This window comes from Nocardia sp. NPDC004718 (assembly GCF_053601535.1).
This window is the reverse complement of the sequence record NZ_JBSGCA010000031.1, coordinates 49,184-60,369: the sequence shown is the minus strand read 5'-3', so window position 1 is coordinate 60,369 and position 11,186 is coordinate 49,184. Positions and strand designations below refer to the sequence as shown.

Genomic DNA, 11,186 nt, shown 5'->3' with positions numbered 1-11,186 from the left:
GAACCCCATGCCCTCGCCGTTGGGTCCGCTGCGCGCGGCCCTGTTCGTCCCCAGTCCGGCCAGTGTCCGCCAGGTGCTCAGCGGGTTCGAGCAGCCCGACCAGCACACCGCGCTCGAACTCGAGCAGGTGACGATGCATCTGGTCGGCGGCATCGACTCCGCGGTCCGCAGCTCCGACAACGACGAGCTGATCGCCACCCTGTTGCGGGTGCCGCCGAAGTACCGCGGGTTCGCCTACGAGGGCGCGGCGGTCGGCCTCACCGCTGTCGACTCGCTCTCGCCCGGCCGGCGCGCCGCCGACCTGATCGACGGCCCGGCCAGCGAATACGCGCTGACCATGTACGTCGGCGTCGGCCTCGCCATGGCGAAGATCCCGAAGTTCCGGTGGAAGAAGCTGTTCCCGCAGCACCCGCTGTTCCGCTGGCTCGCCATCGACGGCTACGGCTTCTACAAGGCGTTCTTCCAGATGCAGCGCTACGTGCGGGACAAGCACGTCGAGACCCGCTACCCCGGCTGGCTCGGCGACCGCGACAACCTGAAGCGCATCGCGGACCAGGGCATGGGCCGCGCGCTGTGGTTCATCGGCGGCGGCAGCCCGGCCGGGGTCGTGCGGCTGATCGGCGAGTTCGAGCCGAAACGGCACGCCGACCTGTGGAGCGGCGTCGGCATCGCCGTCACCTTCGCGGGCGGCGTGGAATCGGCTGCGATGGAGGAACTCTGGGACGTGGCCGGTGAGTTCCGGCCGCAGCTGTCGCTGGGCTCGGCCATGGTCGCCCGGATCCGGCAGCAGACCAACAGCGTCAACGAGCACAGCGAAGCGGCGGCGCAGGTCTTCTGCGGGACCACCGTGGCGAAGACCGACGCGCTGATCGAGAGTTCGCTCGATGATCTGCCCGACGACGGCAGCTCCGCCACCTATCTGCTGTGGCGGGACCGGATCGCCGACATCGTCACCGCCAGTCGAGCCTGAGTCGCCGCGATGGCACGGGTCAAGGACTGGGCCGGCAAGCACGTCATCGTCACCGGCGGATCGGAAGGGATCGGCGCCGCGGTGGCGGAGGCCTTCGCGGGGCGCGGGGCGCAGGTCTCGCTCATCGCGCGGCGGAAGCTTCCGCTGCGCGACACCGCGAAACGACTGGGCGCGGACTGGGCCGCCGCGGACGTCACGAGCGCGGACCAACTCGCCTCGGCCGTCACGGAACTGGAGCAGCGCAACGGACCGTGCGAGGTCATCGCCTGCTGCGCCGGTCTCGCGCTGCCAGGGCGGTTCCTCGAAGTGCAGCTCGACGAGTTCGAGGTGCAGATGTCGGCGAACTATCTCGGTGCGGTGCACGCGGTGCGGCGGGTGCTGCCCGGCATGGTGGAGCGGTCCAGGGGAAAGATCCTGTTGGTCAGCTCCACGTCGGCGTTTCTCGGCATCACCGGGTATACCGCCTACGGACCGACCAAGGCGAGCATCCGGCAGCTGGCGTTGTGCCTGCGCTACGAAGTGGAGCCGAAAGGCGTGGACGTCACGGTGATCTATCCGGCCGACACCGACACACCGGGGCTGGCCATGGAGAACACCCGTAAGCCGGTCGAGACCAAGGCGATCACCGGGTCGATCGAGCCGATGCCTGCCGAGCGCGTCGCCGAGGCCGCGGTGCGCGGCCTGGAACGCGGCCGCCACCACATCGCGCTCGACCCGCTCACGCGGTTCTTCCTGGCCTGGGCGAACCTGCCCGAGGACATGGCGCGGCCGTTCATGCGCCGCACCATAGCCAAGGCACTGCGCGGCAGCTGAACGCCGACCCGGCAAAGGCCCGCTCACCCATCGAATTGCGATGCGTGAGCGGGCCTTTCGCCGTTCTCAGCCGACGATTATGACCACGCAGGCCGCGATGAACCCGACCTGGACCAGCGCCCGCAGGGGCAGAGGCATGGTCTTGATGCCCAATTCGGCGCGGGCGGCGCGGACGTTCGCCGGGAACAGCGCCACCAGCAGCGCGATCAGGCAGGCCGCGGCCAGATCGGCGGTCGCGGGAATGAGGACGCCGACCGCGCCCGCCAGTTCCAGCACACCGGTCAACGTCACCAGCGCCGGGGCGTTCGGCAGCCGGGGCGGCACCATGGCGACCAGGGCGTCGCGGCGCGGCTGGAGGAAGTGCGCGCTCGACGTGAGCGCCAGCATCGCGGCCAGCCCGAGCGCGGTCGCGTGCGCCCACGAATCGAGCCAGCCGTTGCCGGTGAGCCAGCCGACGAGCCGGGCGAGTGCGGTGACGGCGACGAGGACGACCAGCGGTGCCATCGGATCTCCTGTGGATCGAAGAGCGAATCTTGACAGTGGAAAGATACGACCGCGGCCATGAACTTGTCAATGTCTAGATGATGGGTCACCATCGAGGTATGGCGAAGGACGGTTATCACCACGGAGATCTCCGCGCGGCGCTGCTCACCGCCGCCGCCGAGCGGATCGCCGCCGACGGCGTCGACGCGCTCTCCCTGCGCAACCTGGCCCGGCACGCGGGCGTCTCGCACGCCGCGCCCGCCCACCACTTCGGAGATCGGGCTGGACTGCTCACCGCGTTGGCCACCGAGGGATTCGAACTGCTGGCCGACCAGCTCACGCAGGCCGGTTCGGACTTTCGTGAGGTCGCGGTGGCCTACATTCGCTTCGCGCGCGAGCATCCGGGACACTTCGACGTGATGTTCCGGCACAGCCTTCTCCACGCGGAGAACGAGACCTTGCGCGCCGCGCGAGAACGATCCGGGTCGGCGCTGCGCTCCGGCGTGTCGAACCTCCAGCCGAGCCACAGTCAGGACCGTCAATTGTCGACCCGACTCGCCGCGTGGTCGCTGGTGCACGGCTTCGCTTCACTCTGGCGCGAAGGGGCACTGCATAATTCAGCACTGGCCACCGACTCCGATCCGGAGGTCCTGGCCCGCAAGATGCTGTCCACCATACGTTTCGACTGACCGCGAACCGGCTTGCGCCGAGCCGCCACCGTGCTATCCAGAGACCCAGAAGGAGCAGGCGGCCCCACCCCAGCTGCCATCGACACATGGACATCCACGCCTATCCCACCGACGCGACCACACCGGTGGACCCGACCGAAGCACACCGGATCGCCGACCGGCACCTCACCAACGGCGATTACGCCGATCGCGGCATCACCTATCAGCTAGCGGAGTTCGACACCTGCTTCGTCGCCGTCGCCACCTTCCCCCGCCCGCCGCACGCCGACCCGGACAGTCCGCCGGTGATCGTCGGCGGCTCCGTCTGCGTCATCGACAAGCCCACCGGCGCGGTCTCCTATTGGCCTACCTACCCGGCCGACCTGGTCGCCGACGAGTACGCGACCGCGCTGCGCGACGGGACGCTCGTCATCGAGGACGACTGGCCGGAGGACGACGAGTCGCCCTCCTCGGCATGACCGAGTGCCTATCCACGACGCTCGACCACGACGCGATCCCATACAACGACGAGCCCGAACCTGTCGGACCCCGCTGTTAGCCTGAGCACCAGGATCGGCGCTCTTTCGCTCACGAAATCCATTGGGGGATCGCATGTTCGAAGATCAAACGCCCGAAGGCACCGAACCGGCTCCGACGCCCCGTCCGCAGAGCTCCGCGGAAGCGATCGATCCGTTTCGCGACTGGCGGGAGACCGCTCCGGACGGAGTTCCCGAAGCCGACCTGCGCCGTGCCGTCGCAGTGGCGACCTTGTTCGGCGCGGATGATTCCGCCGAGGCAGAACAGCTGATGACAGTCGTCTTCGGGGATGGACCCGATAGCGCCGCCGACCGGGTGGGCGGTGTCCGCTGATGAGATCGACGATGTTCCATCATTGATCGACGCACAGGCTCGTGGCGGCTCGGCATTCAGAACGCGGGCTGGGCGGGGAGGTCAGGATTCGGGTCGGGAGTCGACTCACCCGCGTCGGGGAGTTCGGTGCCGCGCAGCGAGGTTCCGGCGGTTTCGCGCAGGTAGTTCCAGGCGACCAAGCCGATCAGGGAAGCGCCGACCATGTAGACGGCGGGGAACAGCGACCAGCCGGTTGCCTCGATGACGGCCTCGTTGATCAGCGGGGCGGTGCCGCCGAAGATCGCGGTGGAGACGTTGTAGGCCAGCGCGAAGCCCGCGTACCGGACATGGGTCGGGAAGATCGCGGGGAAGGTGGAGCTGATGGTGGACAACTGCGGCAGGTACAACAGTCCGAGCACGATGAAGCCGAAGATCGCCCATGCCGTGCCCTGGCCCATCAGCCAGTACATCGGCACCGCGAGCACGCTGAGGCCGGCCAGCGAGAACAACCACATCGGGCGGCGGCCGACGTTGTCGGACAGCCGGCCGAAGAACGGCAGCACCAGCATCATCACCAACTGACCGAGCAGCATCATCGCGGTGGTGGCCGATTCGCCCAAGCCGATCGTTTTCTGCAGATAGGTGGGCTGATAGGTCAGCAGCGTGTAATTGACCACGTTGAGCGCGACCACCAGTCCGGCCAGCGTCAGCGTCTCGCGCCGGTAGGTGGTCACCACCTCACGCAGACCGCCTGGCGGGCGCTTGTGCTCGGCGACCTCGGTGAACACCGGGCTCTCCTCCAGCCTGGCCCGCAGGTACCAGCCGGTCAGGCCGAGCGGGATGGCGATCAGGAACGGGATGCGCCAGCCCCAGTCGTGCATGGCGTCCGAGCCGAGCGCGAGCTGGCAGGCCAGCACCGTAGCGGAGCCGCCGACGAAGCCCGCGAGCGTGCCGAACTCGAGGAAACTGCCGAGGAATCCGCGTTTGCGGTCGGACGCGCACTCGGCGAGATACGTTGCCGCGCCGCCATATTCGCCGCCGGTCGAGAAGCCCTGCACCACGCGGAGCAGGATCAGCAGGATGGGCGCCAGCACGCCGACGGACGCATGGGTGGGCAACACGCCGATGGCGCCGGTGGCGGCGGCCATGAGCAGGATCGTGGTGGCCAGCACGGCTTTACGGCCGATGCGGTCACCGAGCGGGCCCCACACCATGCCACCGAGCGGCCGGAGTACGAACGAGATGGCGAAGCCGAGCATGGTGCCGAGCGTGCCCAGTTCCCCGGGGAAGAAGGCATCGGTCAGATACGTCGCGGTGGCCGCGTAGACGCCGTAGTCGAACCATTCGGTCGCGTTGCCCATGGCGGAGGCCGCGACGGAACGTCGCAGCGGGAAACTCTCGGAAGTTCGATCGGTCACGTGCACGTCCTCTCCAGTCCGTCACGGACCTCGGTTCGTTCCACCTCCGGCCGCGAGAACCGAAGGTGTGGCACGAAACAGACCGATACCCAGGATTCGCCCCGGGCAAACAGTCACGTAACAGGAAGAGGGCGAACACGTCTGCGCTGACCTGCGACTCCAGAACCAATTGTGATGCCAGTCACATATTCACTCAGGCCGCGCCCGTCACCCTCGTCCACGACAGTCGCGATGCGACAGCGCTCGCGCTCACTTCCGCCCGAGCATGGCGGCGATACCCGCGGTGACTTCTCTCGCCAACGCCCCGTCGACCGGAGCGTGCCGCCCGAGGAGGCGGTACCACATCACCCCGAAAGCGAAATCGACCACGAGGTCCAACGGCACCGCCCCGGTGAACTCACCACTGTCCACACCTCGCCGCAGCAGCGTGCGCAACACCTCACGACGCGGGCCGATCACGGCGTCCTGCAACCGCTCCGACAGCGCCGGATCGCGCTGCGCGTCGGCCATCAGTCCGACCAGCGCCTGGCCCGTCAGCTCGCGCGTGAGCTCGTAGGTCGCGGTGAGCAAGCCTTCGACCTCGGCGAGCACGTCCGCGGACTCGGCATGCACCCGCAATGCCGGGTTCTCCTCGACGAGCCCGGCCAGCGCCTCCATGAGCACCGCGGCCTTGTCCGGCCACCAGCGATACACCGTCTGCCTGCCCGCGCCCGCGGCGTCGGCGATCGCCTTGATGGTCAGGTCCTGGTAGCCGTCCCGTTCACACAGTTCCAGCGCGGCGCGCAGGATCGCGTGCCTGGTTTCCTCGCTGCGCGGGCGGCCACGGGTTCCGGTCATGCCGACACTTTACAAGACACTGTGCCTCGTTTATATTTCGAGACACAGAGCTTCGAAAATCAGGAGGATGTTGTGGGCAACCGGGTCGTCATCGTGGGCGGTACATCCGGCATCGGCCTGGCCGCGGCGCGCAGGCTCGCCGACCACGGGCACGAGGTGATCGTCGCGGGGCGCGACAAGGACAGGCTCGAGGCCGCATTGGCCGATCTCGGCGAGAACGTCACCGGCCGTACCGTCGACGCGCGTGACGAGGCGGAACTGACCCGATTCTTCGCGGAGATCGGGCCGATCGACCATGTGGTGGTGACCGTGACCGGACCGTCGGGCACCACGCCGTTCCGCGAGCTCGAACTCGATCATCTGCGCCGCCACGTCGAAGGCAAACTGCTCCCGCACACCGCCGCGATGCAAGCCGCGTTGCCGCACCTGAACGAGGGCGGGTCGATCACCCTGGTGTCGGCGGCCTCGGCGGGCGGCTCGATGCCCACCACCGCGGCGCTGGCGGCGGTCAACGCCGGCGTGGAGGCGATGGTTCCGGTGCTGGCCGTCGAGCTCGCGCCATTGCGCGTGAACGCGGTGTCCCCCGGCGTGATCGACACCGAATGGTGGAGCTTCCTGCCCGACGGCGCGCGGACCGAGGTCTTCGACTCGATCGCCTCGGCCACCCCGGTGGGCCGGGTCGGCACCGCCGACGACGTGGCCCACGCGATCGAATTCCTGGTGGACAACGCGTTCACGACCGGAATCGTGGTGCGCGTCGACGGCGGCGCACGATTGGGCGCGCCGAAGTAGGTCCTACAGCGGCGTCACGTATGCGCCCGCGATGCCGCCGTCCACCAGGAACTGGGACGCGGTGATGAACGAGGAATCGTCGCTGGCGAGGAAGGCCACGGCAGCGGCGATCTCCTCCGGTTCGGCGAACCGGCCGAGCGGCACGTGCACCAGGCGGCGGGCGGCGCGCTCCGGGTCCTTGGCGAACAGTTCCTGGAGTAGCGGGGTGTTCACCGGCCCGGGGCACAGGGCGTTCACCCGAATGCCGTCGCGGGCGAACTGCACACCGAGTTCGCGGCTCATCGCCAGCACGCCGCCCTTGGAGGCGGTGTAGGAGATCTGCGAGGTCGCCGCACCCATGACCGCGACGAACGAGGCGGTGTTGATCACCGATCCTTTGCCGCGCTCGAGCATGTGCTCGATGGCGTACTTGCTGCACAGGTACACGGAGGTCAGGTTGACCTCCTGAACCCGCCGCCACGCGTCGATGCCGGTGGTCAGGATCGAATCGTCCTCCGGCGGTGAGATGCCCGCGTTGTTGAACGCGATATCCAGTCCGCCGTAGGTGTCGACCGCGGTCTGGAACAGAGCCTTGACCTGGTCTTCGTCGGTGACGTCCACCTGCACGTACCGGCCGCAGGCCTCCTTCGCGGCCGCCTCGCCGGTCCCGGCGTCGATGTCCGCGACCACCACCTTCGCCCCCTCCGCCGCGAAGCGACGGACCGTGGCCAGACCGATACCGCTCCCGCCGCCGGTGACGACGGCGACTCGATCCTGTAAGCGCTGCAACGTATCTCCTGTCGGATGTGCGGGTGTCACTACGTGGCGAGGAAGACGTTCTTGGTCTCGGTGAAGGCGAGCGCGGCGTCCGGGCCGAGTTCGCGCCCGAGCCCGGACTGCTTGAAACCGCCGAACGGCGTCCAGTACCGCACGGACGAATGCGAGTTCACCGACAGGTTGCCCGCCTCCACACCGCGGGCCACGCGCAGCGCCCGGCCGACGTCGCGAGTCCAGATCGAGCCGGACAGGCCGTAATTCGTGTCGTTGGCGATGCGCAGCGCGTCGGCCTCGTCCTCGAACGGGACCACCGCGACCACCGGCCCGAACACCTCGTCGGTGAGCACCCGGTCGGTGGGCGCGCCGGGTAGCACGACGGTCGGCGGATACCAGAATCCGGGACCATCGGGCGCGCTTCCCGTGAACGCCACCTTGGTCGAGGGCTGCACGAACTCGGCCACCCGCTCCCGGTGCGCGGCCGAGATCAGCGGGCCCATCTCGGTGGATTCGTCGGACGGGTCGCCGACGCGCACCCCTTGCACAGCGGGTTCCAGCAGTTCCAGGAAACGGTCGAACACACTGCGCTGCACCAGGATCCGGGAGCGGGCGCAGCAGTCCTGCCCGGCGTTGTCGAAGACGCCGTAGGGCGCGGTCGCCGCCGCCTGTTCCAGGTCGGCGTCAGCGAACACGACGTTCGCGCTCTTGCCGCCGAGTTCCAGCGTCACCCGCTTCACCTGCCGAGCGCAGCCCGCCATGATCCGCGTGCCCACCTCCGTGGAACCGGTGAACACCACCTTGCGGACGGCCGGGTGGGTGACGAAGCGCTCTCCCACCACCGACCCCTTGCCGGGCAGCACCTGGAACACACCCTCGGGCAGGCCCGCCTCGAGCGCCAGTTCACCGAGTCGCAGCGCGGTCAGCGGCGTCAGCTCGGCGGGTTTGAGCACCACGGTGTTGCCCGCGGCGAGCGCGGGCGCGAAACCCCAGGCCGCGATCGGCATCGGGAAATTCCACGGCACGATCACGCCGACCACGCCGAGCGGCTCGTGGAAGGTGATGTCGACTCCGCCCGCGACCGGGATCTGACTGCCCAGCAACCGCTCCGGCATTCCGGCCGCGTAGTGCAGCACGTCGCGGACGTTGCCCGCCTCCCAACGCGCGTTGCCGATGGTGTGCCCCGCGTTGGCGACCTCGAGCCGGGCGAGCTGCTCCACATCCGCGTCGACCGCCTCGGCGAACCGGCGCAGCAATCTCGCCCGATCGCCGGGCGCCACCTCGCGCCACCCGGCCGACGCGCGCTGCGCGGCCGCGACGGCGGCATCGGTCTCGGCTTCGCCGACGAGCTCGACGGTGGAGACCACCTGTTCGGTCGCCGGGTTGAGCACCTGCGCTGTCGTCACGAGTCCCGCTCCCTTCGATAGGTGTCCGCCGCCTCGGCCAGCGCCCGCACCAGTCTGCGATCGGTGGCGTCGGCCTCCGGATGCCACTGCACGCCGACCAGGAACGACCCGTCGGTGGACTCCACGGCCTCGATCGTGCCGTCCGCGGCGTACGCGGTGGCGGTCAGGCCCGCGGCGAGCCGATCGATGGCCTGGTGGTGGTGGCAGTTCACCTTCACCTCCGGACCGGCCAGCCGCGCGACCCGGCTGCCCGCGATGGTCAGCACCCGCGTCGCGGTGAACCCGCCCTCGACGCCGGAGTGCTCCTCGTGCCCGACCACATCGGGCAGATGGGGGATCAGCGTGCCGCCGAGCGCCACGTTCGCCAGCTGCAGCCCGCGGCACACCGCGAGAATCGGCATGCCCGCGGCTCTGGCCAGGTCGAACAGGCCGAACTCCGACTCGTCCCGGTCCGGCCTGGTGTAGCCGGGGATTCCGGCAGCAGGGCCGCCGTAGCGCGCTGGATCGACGTCCGCGCCGCCGGTCAGCACCAACCCGTCGAGCCGTCGCACCAGCTCGGGACGCGCGACGCCGGCGGGCGGCAGCAGCACCGGGATGCCGCCCGCGGCGGCCACCATCTCGACGTAGGCGTGCGGCAGCACCGCGCACGGCAGATCCCACGCGTTGAAGCGGGCCTGCTCCACATAGGTGGGCAGGCCGATCACGGGACGGGCTCCCGCGACCTCAGAGTCGTTCGAAACCACGGGTACGCTCCCAGTCGGTGACCGCGGCGTCGTAGGCGTCCAGTTCTACCCGCGCCGCGTTGCGATAGTGCTCCACTACATCATCACCGAAGGCCGCGCGGGCCACCGTGCTGTCGCCGAACAGCTGGGCCGCTTCGCGCAGCGTGCGCGGCACACGGGGGCGCTCGGAGTGATAGGCGTTGCCGTGGAATTCCGGCTCGAGCGGCAGGCCACGGTCGATGCCGTGCAGTCCCGCCGCGATCAGCGCGGCCACGGCCAGGTACGGGTTCACGTCACCGCCGGGCACCCGGTTCTCGAAGCGCAGCCCATGGTCCTCGCCGACCACGCGGATGGCGCAGGTCCGGTTGTCCCGGCCCCACGCGATCGCGGTCGGCGCGAAGCTGCCCGCGACGAATCGCTTGTAGGAGTTGATGTTCGGCGCGAGCAGGTAGGTGAACTCGCGCAAGCAGTCCAGCTGGCCCGCGATGAAGTGCCGCATCAACGGCGACATGCCGTCCGCGCCGTCCCCCGCGAAGACCGGCTCGCCCGCGTCGCCGCGCAGGCTCAAATGAATATGGCAGGAATTGCCTTCGCGCTCATTGTATTTCGCCATGAAGGTGAGGCTGCGCCCTTCCTGCGCCGCGATCTCCTTCGCACCGGTCTTGTAGATACTGTGGTTGTCGCAGGTGACCAGAGCTTCGTCGTACCGGAACGCGATCTCGTGCTGCCCGGGGTTACACTCGCCTTTGGCCGACTCGACATACATTCCGGCGCCGTCCATCTCCTTGCGGATACGGCGCAACAACGGCTCGATCCGCCCGGTGCCGAGCATCGAGTAGTCGACGTTGTACTGATTGGCCGGCGTCAGCCCGCGGTACCCCGCGTTCCAGGCCGCCTCGTAGCTGTCGTCGAACACCAGGAACTCGAGTTCGGTCCCGACGAACGCGCGCAGGCCGCGCTCGCTCAGCCGGTCCAACTGTTTGCGCAGCACCTGGCGCGGTGAAGCCGCGACCGCCCGCCCTTCCGGCGCCACGTGCTCGACGTCGCAGAGCACCAGCGCGGTGCCCGGCCACCACGGGGCCGTCCGCAGCGTGCGCAGATCCGGCCGCAGCACGACGTCTCCGTAACCGGTCTCCCAGGACGAGAGGGCGTATCCGTCGACGGTCGTCATGTCCACGTCCACCGCGAGCAGGTAGCCGCAGGCCTCGGTGGCGTGCTCGACCACCTCGTCCAGGAAATAGCGTGCCGCGCAGCGCTTCCCTTGCAGTCGCCCCTGCATGTCGGTCATGGCGACCAGCACCGTGTCGATCTCACCCGTATCGACCTGGTCCCGCAATTGCGCCACACTCAGCATCCCGCTACGCATCCACGACCCCTCTCGGCACCAACCGTGCTCACGCTAGAGCAAAACGGACACCTTTGTGACGTGACACCGGAATCTCGTTCCCGGCGCGTAACGGTGTGCGATCAGGCCAGCT

Annotated in this window: 13 protein-coding genes; 6 read left to right on the top strand and 7 right to left on the bottom strand. The window is 68.9% G+C overall.

What is annotated here, in order from left to right:
* Positions 1-7 precede the first annotated feature (7 nt).
* Positions 8-970 (top strand): DUF1702 family protein, encoded by a 963-nt coding sequence (locus tag ACWEH3_RS23135; RefSeq protein ID WP_356961059.1) that lies wholly within the window; start codon positions 8-10, stop codon positions 968-970.
* Positions 971-979: 9 nt separating this feature from the next.
* A complete protein-coding gene (locus ACWEH3_RS23130) occupies positions 980-1,783 on the top strand; it encodes an SDR family oxidoreductase (RefSeq protein ID WP_450018760.1) in 804 nt (267 codons plus the stop codon).
* 66 nt (positions 1,784-1,849) lie between these two features.
* Here ACWEH3_RS23130 and ACWEH3_RS23125 read toward each other — a convergent pair whose 3' ends face one another.
* A complete protein-coding gene (locus ACWEH3_RS23125) occupies positions 1,850-2,287 on the bottom strand; it encodes a DoxX family protein (protein WP_450018762.1) in 438 nt (145 codons plus the stop codon).
* 98 nt (positions 2,288-2,385) lie between these two features.
* Here ACWEH3_RS23125 and ACWEH3_RS23120 point away from each other — a divergent pair, with 98 nt between their 5' ends.
* The 3 genes from ACWEH3_RS23120 (at position 2,386) to ACWEH3_RS23110 (ending at position 3,804) form a co-directional block, all read left to right on the top strand.
* Complete coding sequence (locus ACWEH3_RS23120; protein WP_450018764.1) at positions 2,386-2,955, top strand: TetR/AcrR family transcriptional regulator; 570 nt, start codon at positions 2,386-2,388, stop codon at positions 2,953-2,955.
* An 86-nt stretch (positions 2,956-3,041) separates the two neighbouring features.
* Positions 3,042-3,413, top strand: a complete 372-nt coding sequence (locus ACWEH3_RS23115) for a hypothetical protein (RefSeq protein WP_450018766.1) — start codon at positions 3,042-3,044, stop codon at positions 3,411-3,413.
* Between the two features lie 133 nt (positions 3,414-3,546).
* Positions 3,547-3,804, top strand: coding sequence for a hypothetical protein (locus tag ACWEH3_RS23110; RefSeq protein ID WP_450018768.1), 258 nt, complete (start codon positions 3,547-3,549; stop codon positions 3,802-3,804).
* A gap of 56 nt (positions 3,805-3,860) precedes the next feature.
* Here ACWEH3_RS23110 and ACWEH3_RS23105 read toward each other — a convergent pair whose 3' ends face one another.
* Both ACWEH3_RS23105 and ACWEH3_RS23100 read right to left on the bottom strand, forming a co-directional pair.
* The gene (locus ACWEH3_RS23105) at positions 3,861-5,144 is read right to left on the bottom strand and encodes an MFS transporter (RefSeq protein WP_450018870.1); all 1,284 of its coding nucleotides are present in this window, start codon (positions 5,142-5,144) and stop codon (positions 3,861-3,863) included.
* Positions 5,145-5,450: 306 nt separating this feature from the next.
* On the bottom strand, positions 5,451-6,038 hold the full coding sequence (locus ACWEH3_RS23100) for a TetR/AcrR family transcriptional regulator (RefSeq protein WP_450018770.1): 588 nt from the start codon (positions 6,036-6,038) through the stop codon (positions 5,451-5,453).
* Between the two features lie 72 nt (positions 6,039-6,110).
* Between ACWEH3_RS23100 and ACWEH3_RS23095 the strand changes: the two genes are divergently transcribed.
* On the top strand, positions 6,111-6,830 hold the full coding sequence (locus tag ACWEH3_RS23095; protein WP_450018772.1) for an SDR family oxidoreductase: 720 nt from the start codon (positions 6,111-6,113) through the stop codon (positions 6,828-6,830).
* A 3-nt stretch (positions 6,831-6,833) separates the two neighbouring features.
* Here ACWEH3_RS23095 and ACWEH3_RS23090 read toward each other — a convergent pair whose 3' ends face one another.
* The 4 genes from ACWEH3_RS23090 to ACWEH3_RS23075 are packed head-to-tail and all read right to left on the bottom strand — an operon-like array spanning position 6,834 to position 11,074.
* Positions 6,834-7,628, bottom strand: a complete 795-nt coding sequence (locus ACWEH3_RS23090; protein ID WP_450018774.1) for a 3-oxoacyl-ACP reductase — start codon at positions 7,626-7,628, stop codon at positions 6,834-6,836.
* Positions 7,628-8,986, bottom strand: coding sequence for an aldehyde dehydrogenase family protein (locus tag ACWEH3_RS23085; RefSeq protein WP_450018776.1), 1,359 nt, complete (start codon positions 8,984-8,986; stop codon positions 7,628-7,630). The genes ACWEH3_RS23090 and ACWEH3_RS23085 overlap by 1 nt, the downstream gene beginning before the upstream one ends.
* Positions 8,983-9,729: a gamma-glutamyl-gamma-aminobutyrate hydrolase family protein gene (locus ACWEH3_RS23080; protein WP_450018778.1), complete on the bottom strand. Its 747-nt coding sequence runs from the start codon at positions 9,727-9,729 to the stop codon at positions 8,983-8,985. The genes ACWEH3_RS23085 and ACWEH3_RS23080 overlap by 4 nt, the downstream gene beginning before the upstream one ends.
* On the bottom strand, positions 9,710-11,074 hold the full coding sequence (locus ACWEH3_RS23075; protein ID WP_450018780.1) for a glutamine synthetase family protein: 1,365 nt from the start codon (positions 11,072-11,074) through the stop codon (positions 9,710-9,712). Before ACWEH3_RS23075 ends, ACWEH3_RS23080 begins: the two co-directional genes overlap by 20 nt.
* Between the last annotated feature and the right edge of the window lie 112 nt (positions 11,075-11,186).

Excerpts from the sequence above, each read along its gene's own strand:
- ACWEH3_RS23135 (WP_356961059.1), top strand. The coding sequence starts at position 8 with ATGCCCTCGCCGTTGGGTCCGCTGCGCGCGGCCCTGTTCGTCCCCAGT.
- ACWEH3_RS23130 (WP_450018760.1), top strand. The coding sequence starts at position 980 with ATGGCACGGGTCAAGGACTGGGCCGGCAAGCACGTCATCGTCACCGGC.
- ACWEH3_RS23125 (WP_450018762.1), bottom strand. The coding sequence starts at position 2,287 with ATGGCACCGCTGGTCGTCCTCGTCGCCGTCACCGCACTCGCCCGGCTC.
- ACWEH3_RS23120 (WP_450018764.1), top strand. The coding sequence starts at position 2,386 with ATGGCGAAGGACGGTTATCACCACGGAGATCTCCGCGCGGCGCTGCTC.
- ACWEH3_RS23115 (WP_450018766.1), top strand. The coding sequence starts at position 3,042 with ATGGACATCCACGCCTATCCCACCGACGCGACCACACCGGTGGACCCG.
- ACWEH3_RS23110 (WP_450018768.1), top strand. The coding sequence starts at position 3,547 with ATGTTCGAAGATCAAACGCCCGAAGGCACCGAACCGGCTCCGACGCCC.
- ACWEH3_RS23105 (WP_450018870.1), bottom strand. The coding sequence starts at position 5,144 with ATGGGCAACGCGACCGAATGGTTCGACTACGGCGTCTACGCGGCCACC.
- ACWEH3_RS23100 (WP_450018770.1), bottom strand. The coding sequence starts at position 6,038 with ATGACCGGAACCCGTGGCCGCCCGCGCAGCGAGGAAACCAGGCACGCG.
- ACWEH3_RS23075 (WP_450018780.1), bottom strand. The coding sequence starts at position 11,074 with ATGCGTAGCGGGATGCTGAGTGTGGCGCAATTGCGGGACCAGGTCGAT.